Annotated in this window: 15 protein-coding genes and 1 tRNA gene; 4 read left to right on the forward strand and 12 right to left on the reverse strand. The window is 42.8% G+C overall.

Going from position 1 to position 15,058, the window contains the following annotated elements:
- The first annotated feature begins 141 nt into the window (after positions 1-141).
- On the forward strand, positions 142-819 hold the full coding sequence (locus tag NMG48_RS05090; protein WP_126388678.1) for a response regulator transcription factor: 678 nt from the start codon (positions 142-144) through the stop codon (positions 817-819).
- A gap of 64 nt (positions 820-883) precedes the next feature.
- On the opposite strand, the gene NMG48_RS05095 is transcribed toward NMG48_RS05090, so the two are convergent.
- The 3 genes from NMG48_RS05095 to NMG48_RS05105 form a co-directional block, all read right to left on the reverse strand.
- Positions 884-1,336, reverse strand: a complete 453-nt coding sequence (locus NMG48_RS05095; RefSeq protein ID WP_271254261.1) for a nitrate reductase associated protein — start codon at positions 1,334-1,336, stop codon at positions 884-886.
- Positions 1,337-1,450: 114 nt separating this feature from the next.
- Positions 1,451-3,499 (reverse strand): endonuclease MutS2, encoded by a 2,049-nt coding sequence (locus tag NMG48_RS05100; protein ID WP_271254262.1) that lies wholly within the window; start codon positions 3,497-3,499, stop codon positions 1,451-1,453.
- A 150-nt stretch (positions 3,500-3,649) separates the two neighbouring features.
- Positions 3,650-3,856, reverse strand: coding sequence for a hypothetical protein (locus NMG48_RS05105; protein WP_126388700.1), 207 nt, complete (start codon positions 3,854-3,856; stop codon positions 3,650-3,652).
- A gap of 404 nt (positions 3,857-4,260) precedes the next feature.
- Here NMG48_RS05105 and psbP point away from each other — a divergent pair, with 404 nt between their 5' ends.
- Positions 4,261-4,809 carry a photosystem II reaction center PsbP gene (gene psbP / locus NMG48_RS05110; protein ID WP_271254263.1) on the forward strand — a complete coding sequence of 183 codons (549 nt, stop codon included), beginning with the start codon at positions 4,261-4,263 and terminating at the stop codon, positions 4,807-4,809.
- Positions 4,810-4,890: 81 nt separating this feature from the next.
- On the forward strand, positions 4,891-6,045 hold the full coding sequence (locus NMG48_RS05115) for a SpoIIE family protein phosphatase (RefSeq protein WP_271254264.1): 1,155 nt from the start codon (positions 4,891-4,893) through the stop codon (positions 6,043-6,045).
- Between the two features lie 67 nt (positions 6,046-6,112).
- Here NMG48_RS05115 and NMG48_RS05120 read toward each other — a convergent pair whose 3' ends face one another.
- From NMG48_RS05120 to NMG48_RS05140, 6 genes are all read right to left on the reverse strand, one after another.
- A complete protein-coding gene (locus tag NMG48_RS05120; RefSeq protein WP_271254265.1) occupies positions 6,113-6,607 on the reverse strand; it encodes a pentapeptide repeat-containing protein in 495 nt (164 codons plus the stop codon).
- 177 nt (positions 6,608-6,784) lie between these two features.
- On the reverse strand, positions 6,785-6,895 hold the full coding sequence (locus tag NMG48_RS21630) for a photosystem I reaction center subunit VIII (protein ID WP_126388708.1): 111 nt from the start codon (positions 6,893-6,895) through the stop codon (positions 6,785-6,787).
- 95 nt (positions 6,896-6,990) lie between these two features.
- Complete coding sequence (locus tag NMG48_RS05125; protein ID WP_271254266.1) at positions 6,991-7,464, reverse strand: photosystem I reaction center subunit XI; 474 nt, start codon at positions 7,462-7,464, stop codon at positions 6,991-6,993.
- Positions 7,465-7,648: 184 nt separating this feature from the next.
- Positions 7,649-8,302 carry an endonuclease III gene (gene nth / locus NMG48_RS05130; protein ID WP_271254267.1) on the reverse strand — a complete coding sequence of 218 codons (654 nt, stop codon included), beginning with the start codon at positions 8,300-8,302 and terminating at the stop codon, positions 7,649-7,651.
- Between the two features lie 68 nt (positions 8,303-8,370).
- Positions 8,371-9,195 carry an acyl-ACP--UDP-N-acetylglucosamine O-acyltransferase gene (lpxA, locus tag NMG48_RS05135; RefSeq protein WP_271254268.1) on the reverse strand — a complete coding sequence of 275 codons (825 nt, stop codon included), beginning with the start codon at positions 9,193-9,195 and terminating at the stop codon, positions 8,371-8,373.
- Positions 9,196-9,380: 185 nt separating this feature from the next.
- Positions 9,381-12,296 carry a response regulator gene (locus NMG48_RS05140; RefSeq protein WP_271254269.1) on the reverse strand — a complete coding sequence of 972 codons (2,916 nt, stop codon included), beginning with the start codon at positions 12,294-12,296 and terminating at the stop codon, positions 9,381-9,383.
- A 220-nt stretch (positions 12,297-12,516) separates the two neighbouring features.
- On the opposite strand from NMG48_RS05140, the gene thyD reads away from it, so the two are divergent.
- Positions 12,517-13,437 carry a thylakoid membrane protein ThyD gene (gene thyD, locus NMG48_RS05145; RefSeq protein ID WP_271254270.1) on the forward strand — a complete coding sequence of 307 codons (921 nt, stop codon included), beginning with the start codon at positions 12,517-12,519 and terminating at the stop codon, positions 13,435-13,437.
- 162 nt (positions 13,438-13,599) lie between these two features.
- Here the strand turns inward: thyD and NMG48_RS05150 are convergent.
- From NMG48_RS05150 to clpS, 3 genes are all read right to left on the reverse strand, one after another.
- Positions 13,600-13,681: transfer RNA gene (locus tag NMG48_RS05150), tRNA-Tyr, on the reverse strand.
- 82 nt (positions 13,682-13,763) lie between these two features.
- Positions 13,764-14,651, reverse strand: coding sequence for a CPBP family intramembrane glutamic endopeptidase (locus NMG48_RS05155; protein ID WP_271254271.1), 888 nt, complete (start codon positions 14,649-14,651; stop codon positions 13,764-13,766).
- An 83-nt stretch (positions 14,652-14,734) separates the two neighbouring features.
- Positions 14,735-15,016, reverse strand: coding sequence for an ATP-dependent Clp protease adapter ClpS (gene clpS / locus NMG48_RS05160; RefSeq protein ID WP_126388719.1), 282 nt, complete (start codon positions 15,014-15,016; stop codon positions 14,735-14,737).
- Between the last annotated feature and the right edge of the window lie 42 nt (positions 15,017-15,058).

Below are 15,058 nucleotides of genomic sequence, written 5' to 3' on the forward strand. Positions count from 1 at the left end.
CGTATATGATACGAATAGATAGGGGTGAATCGTGTTAACGAGATTTATAAAGTTCATATTCTTCATAAACCTGCAAAGGTATCCGTTAACATACAAATAAGCACCTATCGAAGCTTAAATTACTAAGAATTGTTCGATCCAATGAGAATTCTCCTTGTAGAAGATGATGCTAATTTAGCTGACACTTTAGCCGAAGTGTTAACAGGTCAGCATTGTGTTGTGGATATTGCTAGAGATGGGGAAGAAGGCTGGGAGAAATCTCAAGCTGATGATTATAACCTCATCTTGCTGGATGTCATGTTGCCAAAACTAGATGGCATTAACCTATGTCGTCGTTTACGTGCTCATGGCAATAATGTGCCGATTTTGATGGTCACAGCTCTTGATATGAGTTCTGACAAAGTTCAGGGTCTGGATGCTGGTGCTGACGATTACCTCGTTAAGCCTATTGATCCACCTGAGTTGATGGCTCGTATCCGTGCCTTGTCGCGCCGCGCTCAGATTGCAGAACCCACTGTTTTGCGTTGGGGGGAACTACAACTCGATCCTGGTATGCACGAGGTTTCCTACACAGGACAATCTGTGCATTTAACTCCCAAGGAGTACAACATCCTTGAGTTGTTGCTCCACCACGGTCGTCAGGTATTGAAGCGGATCACCATTGTTGAGCATGTTTGGTCACTAACTGATCCACCTAGAGAAGATACGATCAACGCTACGATTAAGAGTCTGCGGAATAAGTTGAAGGGTGCAGGTGCGCCTCACAACTTGATCGAGACAATTCATGGTGTTGGCTATCGCTTAAGTCAACTTTCATAAAAAAAGGGAGTGCAATGCACTCCCTTTTTTATGAAAGTTTGATACGAGAAGCAATCTTCTCGTATCAAACTAAATCAAACTCTTGTAAGGCAGGTAAAAAATTACTGTTTTCGTGATCGGAGGTGCTGAGCTTAATCAGGGCAAATCTTTGCAAGGGGGTGAGATTTTGCCATTGCGATAGGGCGATCGCTATTTTTAGTTCCTCTATATGTTGCAAAACACTAATCGGAATAAATTCGCTTTGCAACCATGCAGGATTTTCTTCAATGGGCAAATCACTAGGATATATTTGGAAATGTTGACAAACTAGCGATCGCAAATTGTCGCGATAGCTTTGAATTTCTGCGGTAGTAGTACAGGGTAGTTCAATTAATTTTTGGCGATCGCCTGTTGAAAAACTCAACCAATGTTGCAGTTTTAGTTTGATGCCACAGGTATCCAGCTTGTAGCGCACCTGCATGGGAATACAGCGCAGTGAGGAAACAAAATCGGCTTCAAACTGGAAAAATTGCATCATAAAAATACATCAATTAGACGAAAGCGGAAAATGGTAAGAGTCGCTAAGCGACTCTTACCATTTTCCGTCATTTGAGCCTTACAGAGCAAGGCTCGAATAGATGAACGCAAATGATTAAATTGGTTCGATGTCCGTAAGATTAATTGATAGTTTCATCGTTCCTAGACGAACAGCAAATTCGCCAGAGCTATTGGGGGCAGTGAGTACTTGAGCGATCTTGCTAAATTTAGGTATACGGACGCGATCGCCCACTTTCACCTTGACCTCAATTTTCTCTTCATGGATCACGGGCATATGACGCTTCGTTAGTTCCTCAATTCTTTGTTCAGTGCGTTGGACATCGGCAGCTACTTGTTCACCCAGTTGTTCCCCTTTTTGTAATTTACGGATCACTCGCCCCACTTCTTTTTGAGCTTGCGCGATCGCCGCTTGGACTTCCTTTTCTTGACGCTCACGCAATTCCTTTTCCTGCGATCGCATTTTTTCCGCACGATCCAAAATCTCCCGATGCAAGCGTTCGGTTTCCGCGAGTAACTGGGCGGCTGACTGCGTTTTTTGAGTTTGTTCGCGCCGTTGAGCTTCGAGTTCGGCGATCACCTCATTCATTTCTGCTGAACCAATACCCACCCGCACTTGAGCCGCTTCGAGAATATCCTGTGGTAAACCTAAGCGCCCTGCGATCGCCAGAGCATTCGAGCGTCCGGGAATCCCCCATAACAAATGATAGGTCGGCGCAAGGGAGGCATCATCAAACTCGACAGAAGCATTTTCAAATTTGGGATTTTGATATTTCAGGGCTTTGAGTTCGCCAAAGTGGGTGGTGGCAATACTGAGGCGCGTATGTTCACCGAGATATTCCAATAGGGCTGTGGCGATCGCACTGCCTTCGGAGGGGTCAGTGCCTGCACCAACTTCATCGAGTAGTACTAGCGATTGCGGGGAAATTGCATCAAGAATGCGACCGATGCGGCGAATATGTCCTGAAAAGGTCGATAAATTTTGTTGTAACGACTGTTCATCGCCAATATCGGCAAGAACGAGATCAAACCAAGGCAATTCCACAGGTTCTCGCGCAGGAATATACATTCCTGCCTTTGCCATTAATGCTGCTAGCCCAAAGGTTTTTAATGTGGCAGTTTTACCACCTGTATTCGGACCTGTAATTACAACCACGGAAATTTGTGGGGATACCAACACATCCACAGGTACAACTTCACGCCCCTCTTCATTTTGCTGTTGCCATACCAGCAAGGGATGGCGGAGTTGCCGCAAAACGATCGCTTCATCACCCACAAAATGTGGTGGATTTGCCTTTAACCAATAGGCATACCTTGCCCTTGCTACTGCCAGATCAATTTTGGTGACAATAATTAGTAACTTTTGCAAGTCTTCAACGATCGCCGTCACCTTGGCACTCAGATTCTCCAAAATAATTTCGATTTGGGCTTGCTCCATTTTCAGGAGTTGCCGCAAGCGATTATTAGACTGCACGACGGAATTAGGCTCAACAAACAGCGTCATGCCTGTACTAGAAGTATCGTGAATTACGCCTGGAATGCGATCACGCTGGGGCGACTTGACGGATAAAACATAGCGATCGTTGCGTTGGGTAATGATCTGCTCCTGCAAAGAACTAGCATTACGCTGCATGATGTTTTGCAACTTGGTCAAAATTTGATCGCGCACCGAGGTTAACTCATCACGGATTTCCCCCAAACGTACCGAAGCCCGATCTAAAACATTGCCCCCTTCATCAATACATCGATAAATTTCCTGCTCCACATCAGGATAAGTCCGCAACTCACTGGCTAAAATCTGCAAATTTGGACAGTAATCCGCATTATCCAACTGGCGGCGTAAATTTCTTGCTCCTGCCAAAGTTGTGGCGATCGCCCATAGTTCCCCTGCGGACAAAATCCCCTGTTTCTCCGCCCGAAATACAGCCTCAGTAATATTCTGAATCCCATCTAAAGACACCCCTGCATTTCTTTCTTCAAGGGAATATGCCTCTTTAGTTTGGGTTAATAGCTCTAATGTCTCATCATAGCGATCGGGTATCGGCAAATGTACTGCCGCGATCGCCCCCAGCTTCGTCGTTGTAAATGTGGATAAATGCTGACATAGGCGATTCCATTCCAACAGTTCTAACGTCTCAGCCTGCATGACACCTCAAAATAGTCTTTTCTTCATCAAAGGGAGTCAGCAAAGCTGACTCCCTTTGATCTTACTTTTCTATTGTGCCAAAAATTTTAAAACAAGGGGCTTAAGCCCCTTGTCTACAAAAAAAGAGGTGCTTTGCACCTCTTTTTGCAACTATAGGCGAGAAGCCAATCTCTCGAAATCCGCTTGAGTACTCGATAGCATTCTGCTACGGCTATCTTGAGTGCGATCGCTACTCAAATTCGGGACGAGGTTACGGGCTTGCAAAGCCATATGTAATTGCAAATGTGCGACGTATTCGCTGAGATCACCTTGTTGCAGTTCTACAGATTTGTTGCTAGTCACCACGTTACCTCTCATAAATTATGTGAATGTAAACTAAATTTAAACTTTTAAGACGGTTTTAAGTTTTGCTTAAGTTAAATCAAGTCTTTTCTATGACTTTCGATATAGAACTTATCATACTAGCGTTATTGACTTGGATGGTTGGATATGAAGCGTAATCTTTTGATGTAATACTTTACAATGATTAAAAATACCTAGTTTTTTACGATAAAATCAGTAAACCTCAAGATGGGTTGGGAAGACTTGCTGAGATTATGCCTCTTTACTTTAGAAGGCTATGCGTTACTGTATTCTAGATATGGACTTGACATATCATACAGAGTAGTTGCCAACGGGTTGATCCAACTATTTTTTTGATCAGAGTTTCAAATATTTTTTCATCAAATTTTTGCTATTTATTTCATTAATCCTCTAAGATTATGCTCAAACGTGCTGTCTCTACTTTGCTTGTGGTGTTTACCCTGTTGCTGACCAGTTGTGCTAGTACGCCTACAAGTGGCTTAGTCCCATTTGCAGACAGTAAAGACGGCTACCGCTTTTTATATCCCAACGGTTGGACAGAAACTAAAGGCAATTCAACGATCGATATTTTGTTCCATGACATTATCGAGCCTTCAGAAAATGTATCCGTAGCAATTAGTAAACTAGAAACAGTGAAATCTCTAGAAGATATTGGAGATACTGAAGCGATTGGTTTGCGTTTACAGCAGAGGGTCGTTGCCCCAGAGGGGTCAGGTCGTCAAGCTCAGCTAATTAATGCCGAACAAAGAGCATCAGGCGATCGCAACTACTACACTTTTGAGTATGCAGTTAAGCGTTTGCAAGGCGAACCACGCCATGACCTAGTTACGGTATCAACTAATCGCGGCAATCTTTATACCTTAAGTATTTCTAGCTCGGAAAGACGCTGGGAAAAGGTCAAAGAGCTATTCTCCAGAGTTGCCAAGTCCTTTGCTATTGATGAATAGCAGTAATCATTAAACTTTTATGCGATTAAATTATTGAGATGACTCAATGGTTTAATCGCTTTGTAAACCAGACACATCAATATGCCTCAAATTCTCATCATTGATGACGATCCCACGATTAGACTGACTCTACAGAAATTTCTCAAGAGTCAGGGCTATGAAGTAGCTTTGGCAAAGAATGGTGAGGAGGGTTTGGCTAAGGCAAAAGAACTCCATCCTTCTTTAATTATTTGTGACTGGATGATGCCAATTATGGATGGCTTAGAGGTATGCCATCGGATCAAAAGCAATGTCGAACTCGCTAGTATTTATCTGATTTTGTTAACGGCTCGTGATCAAGAGGGGGACTTGGTTCGAGGCTTGGAAATGGGGGCAGATGACTTTTTAAGTAAGCCGCCACGGATTAATGAGTTACGGGCAAGGGTAAGAGCAGGTTTACGTCTGTACCAAGCAACTCAAGAACTGCAAAGACAAAAACAAGTTATCGAACAAGAATTATTTCAAGCTTCGCAATATGTGCGATCGCTTTTACCTGAACCAATTGAAGGTGACATCTCAATTCAATCTAGCTTTTTACCGTCAACGCAGCTTGGAGGTGACAGCTTTGATTATTTCTGGTTAGATAGCGATCACCTCGCATTTTACTTACTAGATGTTTCAGGACATGGCGTTGGCTCAGCTTTGTTATCGGTTTCTGTCTTAAACCTAATGCGTACCCGTAGTTTAAGACATAGCCGCACATCTCAAAACACTACGAATTTTTATAGTCCTAGCGAAGTATTATGTGACCTAAATAATACTTTCCAGATGTCTGTGCATAACGATATGTATTTCACCATTTGGTATGGTGTATACGATAAACAAACCCATCAATTGGTGTATTCCAGTGCTGGACATCCACCATCGGTACTAATTTCTAACGAAGAAATACCAAAAATCAAACTTTTAAAAACCTCTGGCTTACCGATTGGGATGATGCCTGATATCAGTTATCAAGAACAGGCTTGTGAGATTGATACTAACAGCAGATTATATTTATTTAGTGATGGTGTTTATGAAGTTCCACAGGAAGATGAAACCATCTGGGGCTTTAATGCCTTAATTGACACTTTTATTAGAATTCCTAGCGATCGCCTATCTAGAATTGAATACATATTGTCCTGCGTTAAAGAAGCCGCTAATAATCGTCCCTTTGAAGATGATTTATCTCTATTAGAAGTCGAGTTTCATATCTAGATCGATCCCATTAAAAACCTATAGCGCACGCTGAGCGTGCGCTATAGGTTTTTAATTTATTATTAGGCTAGTCACATTCTAGAGATTCTCTAGTACTAACCCCTGTTTTAGAATTAATTCCCTTTGCTTTAGTGCATAACCACTTACGCTGTCCACCATCCATAATTGCGTCTGTGAAATCGGCACCATCAATATTGACAAAATCAAAAGTACTGCGTAAGAGAATCGTCTCAACTAACACAGCATTACTCAGATCCGCCTTAGCAAAATCCGTCTGATCTAGCAGTCCTCCCGAAAAATCTGCCCCGCGCAAATTAGCATTTCGCAAAATCGCTGCACTAAATACAGATCCACGTACATCCGCATTTTCAAAATTTGCCCCCTCCATATTGGCATTGGCAAAGCCCGAACCCGCTAGTACTCTGTCTGAGAAATCACGTCCTTTTAACTGAGCATGGCTAAAGGAAAGGGTTTCAGCTTGAGCATCTTTAACATTAAGAGGGGATAGGAATAAACAAGCGATCGCCAATAAGGTCGTGATAGCTAGGTGTAGATATGACATAGATGTAAAAAAAAATAATGTCCCTATCTTAACTCTTCACAAAATTGACCTTGCAGCAAAAAGGAGAGTTGGCACAAAGTACCAACTCTCCTTTTCACCGTCAGGCGATCGCCTTAGGAAAATTTAATGAAAAATAAATTACAGAGGACAGGTTAAAAAGCTGGCATCAAGGATGCTTTAGTTTTCAACATAGTTAAATAGCAAGCCCATCGCAGCGATAGGGAGGATTACTCCAAATAGGGGTACGAAAATGTAAGAAACGTAGAAGTGAGCGTAGTATCCAGTCATGGTTATGAGGTTCCTTGAATAAGTATGAATTATTTCAGAATTTAACTTGGGATGAAATTAATCTCAGTGCTGAAGTTAACAACACTTCAGATGTCTTAGGACCAAATTAAAGGAATAAACTTTTGGAATGGCTCTAGGTTGCTTAGGAAGTAAGCAAAAGCCACACCACCAGCACCACCAACCAAGAAGCTGCTAGCAAATTCGCTCCAACCAGCGGTTGTACCCAAGTCAGCAGGTGCTTCAACCGCAGAGCTAGACTGGAGAGTAGTTACGCTTTGACCATGCAAGGACAAGCCAAGGGTCAATAGCACAACTAGAGCTGCGGCTGCAAACAAACCAGCAAGACCACCAAGCTCAGTATCTCTAAGAGGACCAAAATAGGCAAAAGGTCCATAGATAAAGTAACCATGAGCCATGCCAACTTCTAGACCACGACGGCTAGCAGACAAGCCCGCACGGTAAGCAGGAAGGCTACCGATAAAAGCTCTCACAATCGCTGAGTCGCTGATAGGAGTAGACAAATTCCCTAGTTGGGGATCATTTTTGAATGGTTTTACAAAATCTGTCATAAGTCTTTATTAAGTAAAGATTGCAGGGAGAATTTTGTCTTCATTTTAGGGAATAAGCGCAGATGTCACTGCATAAAGGGTGAGTATCTTTAGAAAACTTCACAACCATCGCCCCAAGAACTGGTAATGTGAGCTTTTTCGCAAATCTATAAAAAGTCGGTAAAGCTCCCTTCTTATAGGGATTTTACAGTGATGCTGATGGGCATAAATCAGCGAGTTCACAGCGATCACACATAGGTTTACGGGCATTACAAACCGCCCGTCCGTGATAAATAATCCTGATTGACCAATTTTCCCAATCCCGTTGGGGCAGTAGTGACATGAGATCGCGTTCGACCTTGATCGGTTCATCAAATTTGGTTAGTCCCAATTTCTTGGTAAGGCGCTTTACATGGGTGTCAACGGTCACGCCTGCATTAATCCCATAGGCATGGGCTAAGACCACATTGGCAGTTTTACGAGCTACCCCCGGTAGTTTGAGTAGCTTTTCCATCGTATTGGGGACTCGCCCATCAAAGTCTCTGATGATCATTTCGCAAGCGCCACGAATATTTTTAGCTTTGTTGCGATAAAAGCCTGTGGAATGGACTAATTCCATGAGCTCATCAAGATCAGCATTGGCTAGGGCGATCGCATCGGGAAAACGCGCAAATAATTTGGGTGTCACCATATTCACACGCTCATCGGTGCATTGAGCCGAGAGAATTACCGCTACTAAAAGCTGTACAGGGGTTTCATAATCTAGGGAACAGGTTGCGTCGGGATATAAGCGTTTCAGGCGAATGAGGATCTCATTAGCTCGAACTTTTTTAGATGAACGTTTGGTAATAATTCCCATGATTAGCAGCACATTTTGGCAATTCTGAAATTGTGAAAGTCATACCGATGGTATGGATTTCATCGGTCTTAATCTTCTTCGACGCGACTTGCACCTCGCTCGTAATGTTTGCAAATACCACGACGACTAGATTTAATAAAATCGCAAAATAATTGAATATCAGGATTATCGGCAAATTCGAGATCTGACTCGAGGAATTCGATCGCTTGAGTACGATTGCGATCGGATTTATAAATCACATCATAGGCTGCGAGGATCGCTCGGCGGCGTTCGTGACTAAAACCATTGCGGCGCAGACCAAGGCGATTGAGTCCCAACACCATATTTGTATCAACTGCCATGCAGTAGGGAGGCACATCCATCCCAAGGCGAGTTTGTCCACGAATCATCGCATAGGAGCCAATGCGCGTAAACTGATGCACTACGGAATCCCCACCCATAAAAGCATTGTTATGCACCTCTACATAACCCGCTAGCAAAACGTTATTTACTAAAATTACGCGATCGCTGATTGTACAGTTGTGGGCAACATGTGCGCCTGTAAATAGCAAATTATCATTACCGATTTTGGTAGCCGAGCCTTCCTTCGTGCCACGGTTGACGGTGACATATTCGCGCAATACATTGCGATCGCCAATTTCCACAAAACTAATTGCGCCTTTGTAGGAGGTATCCTGAGGCTCTGAGCCAACAATTGCCCCATAACCAATCTGATTATCATTGCCGATCTTCGTATGCCCCGTCACGATTGCCCTTGCTCTAATCTCACAGCGATCGCCGATCTGCACAAACTCGTCAACAATGGCATCAGCTCCGATGGATGTCCCTTCACCAATTTTGGCATTAGGGTGGACGATGGCGCGGGGATGAATCGTAATATTAGTATTTGGCATTGAAATGGCGGTCTAGAGTCTGGAGCGCAAGAAAATAAGCAATAGTTTATTGCAATAGTGTAGCAATCATTCATTTAGTGTGAGTGACGCTTTCACCTGATAAATTTTTTAGGGTGATGATGTCCCACTCTCTGAGAGGGACATCATCACGTATTGACGGAGCAGCAACGAACAATCTCAAAAATCTAATTTTTAGTCAAGATGCCAAATTTATACAGGCGTTGCACAATTTCTTCTAGTAACTGCACATAGCTGAAGTTTGTCTTTTGGAGAATTTTCTGGACAGAGCCACTCAACCGCACATAATCTTCGTTAGTCAAATCCTTAGCGGTAATGATGATAATGGGAATGGAAGGAAGATCTTGCCGCAATCTGAGTAAATGAATAAACTCAAACCCGTCGATATTTGGCATCATCAGATCTAGCAAAATCAATTGGGGAGTCTGTTTAACCAGTACAGCTAAAGCCTCATGTCCATCCTGTGCCTCTATAACAAGGCAGTTCTCCTTTTCTAACATGCGCCTCAGCATTGAGCGGATATTAATATCATCTTCGATAATCAAGATTGATAACTGAGCCTTAGGCGTAGGGCGATGTTTATCAATTGAGAGAATCAAGCGATCGCGATCGATGGGCTTAAATAAGTAATCCTGTGCGCCAATCTCATAACTCTCATGGTAGTCATTATTAATTGTCAGCAAGATAATCGGAATTCCTGAAGTCAATGGTTGTGACTTTAAATCCTTCAGAACTTCCCATCCACTCATTGATGGCATTTGCACATCCAAAATAATGGCATTAGGCAAAATTTTATGGGCTAAATCCAGACCATCCTCACCATTGAAGGCGGAATAAATAAATACGCCGAGGTGACTCAAATAGGATTTTGTATATTGATGAACATTAGGATCGTCATCAATCACTAAAATCGATGGATAAACTGGTTTTTCTAATTTGTCATCTAAATTGGACTGATTGGCAATTAATTGCTGCTTTGATAATACCGATAGTTTAGGCTTGTTATTCTGTTTCGCAATTTCACTATTAACTGGTAAATAGATCGTGAAGATTGATCCTTTGCCCAATACACTCTGTACTGTAATTTCGCCGCCCATCATCTGACAAAGACGATGGCTAATAGCAAGTCCCAAACCTGTACCTCCATACTGGCGAGTCGTAGAACTATCGGCTTGATTAAAAGGTTGAAACAGCTTTTGAATATTTTCAGGACTAATGCCAATTCCCGTATCGCTAATCGTAAAGCAAAAATATTCTCCTTGTTCAAAATGCTGCCGACTGACCTTGACTTGAATTTCCCCTGATTTGGTGAACTTACAAGCGTTGCTTAACACATTTAATAGAACTTGCCGCAGGCGAGTCATATCTGCATGAATGCCCCCAAGCTGAGGATCGCAATCGACAATTAAGTGATTATTATTTTTGAGAAGTAATGGTTGAATTGATGTAGTGGTATTTCTAATCAGAATAGGAACATCAAAATCATCGTAATGGATTTCTAATTTACCTGCTTCGATTTTGGTCATGTCCAAAATATCGTTAATCAAATCCAGTAAATGCTTTCCCGATTGATAAATTTTTTGGAGATCTTGAACAAAATCCTGTAAGCCAAGTTCATCCGCGTCCTCTTGCAACATTTCGCTATAACCGATGATGGCATTGAGGGGGGTGCGTAACTCATGGCTCATATTTGCCACAAAGGTACTTTTTGTACGATTAGCTTCTAAGGCGCGATCGCGGGCTAGGGCAAGTTCTTCATTCATCAATCGCAGTGCTTCCTCATCCCGTTTACGCAACATCAAGGCTCCTAACTGCATAGCGATCGCCCCGATTAAACCCACCAATTGCTGATCGCCATCATTTGGGGATCTAGTAAAAAAAACCATGATCGCTACAACCTGACTATTGGCGCTCACAGGAATCGCCAAGCCTGATCGCAAACCACATTCCATCGCAGGATATTTGCGGAGAAAGCTGGTTTCAGGTTCAAGGGCAATATCCCAAATCCATTCTGGGCGCTGATGTCCCCAGACTCTGCCCGGAAAGCCAAGTCCTGAGGAGAAGGAAATCTTTTCACTATAGTGGCGAAATTCTTGCAATCCTTCAATGCTGCTATACCATGCAGGACTACATACCAAAACTTGGCTATCAGGGGATGGTATCCATGCTTCGCCATAGTCCCATCCCGTAAATTGACAAATTTTGCTGAGAGTAATTTCTAATGCAGATTGGAAGTCGTTGGCAGCACTAATTTCTAGGGTTAGGCGTTGCAATAACTGGGATTCTTCTTCGGCTCTCTTGCGTTGAGTAATATCTTGAACCGTACCTTCAAAACCGATTAGAGTTCCCTCTTCATCTCGAACTGCCCGCACATTTTCTGAAATCCAGATTTTTGTGCCATCCCGTCGATAGACCTGTGACTCAAAATTAGTAACCGTTTCATGGGATAGCAAAATATCAATAAATTCTTGGCGACGTGATGGATTTACATAAAGCTGATTCGCAATATTGGTGACACTATTAATCAGTGATGACGAAGAAGGATATCCATAAATTTTTGCCAACATTGGGTTGGCAATTAAATAACGCCCATCGATCGTTGTCCGAAAAATCCCCTCGATCGCATTCTCAAAAATACTTTTATATTTAGCTTCGGCGCTTTCTAGTTCATTACGCAGTTTAGAAGTTCTGGACTTTAGCAACTTATGGATTTCAGTTGCCTGTTGAATCACCTGAACCAATTCTTCGACATGATAGGGCTTGGTGATATATTTAAAAACCTTTGATTGATTAATCGCTTCAACCAAATCATGAACATCTGTATGAGCCGTTAAGATAATGCGTAAGGTGTCAGGATAAATCTCAGCAACTTGACTCAATAGCTCTGTACCCGACATCATGGGCATTCTTTGATCGGAAATGATGACACCGATATCTGGCTCACCTTCTAAAATCGCTAAAGCTTCAAATCCATTTTTAGCTCGTAGAATCTGATAACTATGATGAAAAATGCGATATAGCAGATCTAAGTTATCCACTTCATCGTCAACTATTAACAACTTGGTTTTTGATGAGCTATCCATGAGTATTTGTACGAATGATTTTTCGCCTTGAGAAAATTAACTGGTTGGAGACGGATACCCCTAAGATTTAGATCAAACATTCCTACTACAACGTTGGATGCGGAGTAAGACATAATATTCTGGCTGTAAATGGTGCAAATCAACACTGTTACCCCCAATATTGTGATTTGTTTAATCGCAGAGTGATGTAGTTCAAAAACAATTTAAGCAGAAATATATTATGAAAATTGTAGTGACAGGTGCTACGGGATTTGTCGGAACCAAATTAGTTGAGCAATTACATGCTTTGGGCGATCGCATTGTGGTCTTAGCTCGTAATTCCCAAAAAGCCAGTAGTCTATTTCCCCAGTCATCTTTTCCCAATGTGGAAGTGGTTGGCTACAACCCATTGAAGTTGGGAGATTGGGCAGGGGTGATTTCTGGTAGTGATGCCGTCATTAACCTTGCGGGTGAACCCCTTGCAGGTGTGCGCTGGACTGATAAACGTAAGCAGGAGATCCGCGATAGTCGTATTTTAACTACTAAAGTATTGGTTGAAGCGATCGCCCAAGCCGAAGTGAAGCCTCAAGTTTTAATCAGTGGCTCAGCGATCGGCTATTACGGAACCAGCCTCGATAAGACCTTTGATGAATATAGCGTCGCAGGCGATGACTTTTTGGCAAATGTTTGTAAATACTGGGAAGATGCGGCTGAGGCTGTTACTGGCTTGGGGGTACGCCTAGTAAAGCTCAGAACAGGTATTGTTTTGGGTATGGGTGGTGCGATCGCCAAGATGCTACCAATTTTCCAAGTTGGTGGTGGCGGTAAACTGGGAACAGGTAAGCAATGGTTTTCATGGATTCATCGCGATGATCTCATCGAGCTAATCATCTATGCGCTGAAAAATTCGGAAGTGACGGGCGCAATCAATGCCACAGCTCCTCAACCTGTGACCAATGAAGATTTTACGATTGCCCTATCCAAAGCAATCAAACGTCCTGCTTTTTTGCCAGCACCTGCGGCGGCTTTAATCTTGGTATTTGGTGAGGGAGCAACCGTATTGTTAGATGGTCAGCGTGTGATTCCCCACAAAGCCGAAATCTATAAATTTGCTTTTAAATATCCCGATATTGATTCAGCATTAACCCAAATTTTGGCTTAATCCCCACTTTATGTTTAAAAGAAGAATCGCTTGGCGATTCTTTCCATTTTCGCTATTTGTGCCGTGCAAAGCACGGCGTAAATGGCTATATCGAACTCACGTTTGTAATTACTTTGCTAATAAAAAAGCCTCGCTAAGCGAGGCTTTTTTATTTTATTTAGATGGGCCGAGCTGGATTTGAACCAGCGTAGGCGTAGCCAGCGGATTTACAGTCCGCCCCCATTAACCACTCGGGCATCGACCCTTTGCTCAGATGTCTTCCAAGCGAATCTAATCATATACACTTATTGCACCACTGGCAAGAGGTATTTCAAAAAAAATAAACCTCAACTTGGTCTGGCTTTATTTTTGGGAAATTTATGAAACCCGATCGCGATCGCACTTAAAAAGATGATCCCCATCAAACCTGCTAGGGGATTACCATTCAGCCCCGTCACCCACTCAGGTACAGCCCCTGTGGGTTTGAGCAAATGGGTTGTATTGACGATGTAATAACACCACACTAGTCCCCCATGCAAACCGATCGCCACACCTAAACGACCATCACAACGCCACCTTGCCAGTACTAGCGCCATACTGAGAATGACCAAACCGACAAATTGACTCCATGTCGCCAGAATGACATTTAGGGGTTTAATAAAATGCAAAACTGCAAAAAAGAGACTGGCGGAAATCAGCGCCGTCTTTTTAGAGTAGTCCCGCTCAAGTTCTGACAAAATCCAGCCACGAAACAGCATTTCCTCCGCAAAGCCTACACCGATCGAAGTCAATAGCCCTGGGGCGATCGCGCCTTGCCAATCCACAAAATAGACTCCGATCGCTGGTAATAATCTTGTTGGTAGGGGATCATGCCAATGCACCGTTTGCAAGGCTAGCCAACCTAAGCTCGCTTGTAAACCCATAAAAATAAAGAGGGTGGCACTCCCTAAGCTCAAACCAAATAAAAAATCACGCCCATTTTTACCAGTAAAAGATAGCCCGTAATAGCGAAAGGGATGGGCATATTGAGAAATTTTGCGCCCCCAAAACCAAATTAAGCCCAAAAATTCACAATACAACAAAATTGTGAGCGCAATCCCCACTGGTTCGCCAAAAATCAAATACATCGGTGCTGCGATCGGTAGCCAGATGGCTAGTAATGTCAGCAAAAATAGGATGATGCGGATTGGAGCCTGATAGGAGTTTAATCGAGAAATTAAGCGATCGAAGTTCACAACAAAAAGGTAGGACTATTACTAAGAACCATCCTACCTTTTCTCTATTGTCTAAAAAGCATCACTTCGCGATGCTTTTTTACCTATTCTTCTGGTTCGATGGTGCTAGTTAAACCTTTACTTTGTAGTCCTTCACAATAAAACTCAGCATGTTCCTGTACACAGGTAATCACTAGAGCGCAGCCACTAGCATGGGCAGCCATCATAATATCCACAGCTTGAGGCTGGGTTAGCCCATTAACAACCTGCATTAAGGTTTGGACTACATATTCCATCGAGTTGTAGTCGTCGTTATGCAATAAAACTCGATATCTTGGGGCAATTTTGCGTATGGTTGTAGGACGAGTGATAGTTTCGGTAGACATATATTTCTGTTGCCTCCAGTAAGGATGAATTTATGGGGATAG

Source organism: Pseudanabaena sp. Chao 1811, from assembly GCF_027942295.1.
Classification (GTDB): Bacteria; Cyanobacteriota; Cyanobacteriia; order Pseudanabaenales; family Pseudanabaenaceae; genus Pseudanabaena.

Coding starts and splice junctions, on each gene's coding strand:
- NMG48_RS05095 (WP_271254261.1), bottom strand. CDS start 1,336: ATGATGCAATTTTTCCAGTTTGAAGCCGATTTTGTTTCCTCACTGCGC.
- clpS (WP_126388719.1), bottom strand. CDS start 15,016: ATGTCTACCGAAACTATCACTCGTCCTACAACCATACGCAAAATTGCC.
- NMG48_RS05120 (WP_271254265.1), bottom strand. CDS start 6,607: ATGTCATATCTACACCTAGCTATCACGACCTTATTGGCGATCGCTTGT.
- NMG48_RS05140 (WP_271254269.1), bottom strand. CDS start 12,296: ATGGATAGCTCATCAAAAACCAAGTTGTTAATAGTTGACGATGAAGTG.
- NMG48_RS05090 (WP_126388678.1), top strand. CDS start 142: ATGAGAATTCTCCTTGTAGAAGATGATGCTAATTTAGCTGACACTTTA.
- lpxA (WP_271254268.1), bottom strand. CDS start 9,195: ATGCCAAATACTAATATTACGATTCATCCCCGCGCCATCGTCCACCCT.
- NMG48_RS05100 (WP_271254262.1), bottom strand. CDS start 3,499: ATGCAGGCTGAGACGTTAGAACTGTTGGAATGGAATCGCCTATGTCAG.
- thyD (WP_271254270.1), top strand. CDS start 12,517: ATGAAAATTGTAGTGACAGGTGCTACGGGATTTGTCGGAACCAAATTA.
- psbP (WP_271254263.1), top strand. CDS start 4,261: ATGCTCAAACGTGCTGTCTCTACTTTGCTTGTGGTGTTTACCCTGTTG.
- NMG48_RS05115 (WP_271254264.1), top strand. CDS start 4,891: ATGCCTCAAATTCTCATCATTGATGACGATCCCACGATTAGACTGACT.
- NMG48_RS05105 (WP_126388700.1), bottom strand. CDS start 3,856: ATGAGAGGTAACGTGGTGACTAGCAACAAATCTGTAGAACTGCAACAA.
- nth (WP_271254267.1), bottom strand. CDS start 8,302: ATGGGAATTATTACCAAACGTTCATCTAAAAAAGTTCGAGCTAATGAG.
- NMG48_RS21630 (WP_126388708.1), bottom strand. CDS start 6,895: ATGACTGGATACTACGCTCACTTCTACGTTTCTTACATTTTCGTACCC.
- NMG48_RS05125 (WP_271254266.1), bottom strand. CDS start 7,464: ATGACAGATTTTGTAAAACCATTCAAAAATGATCCCCAACTAGGGAAT.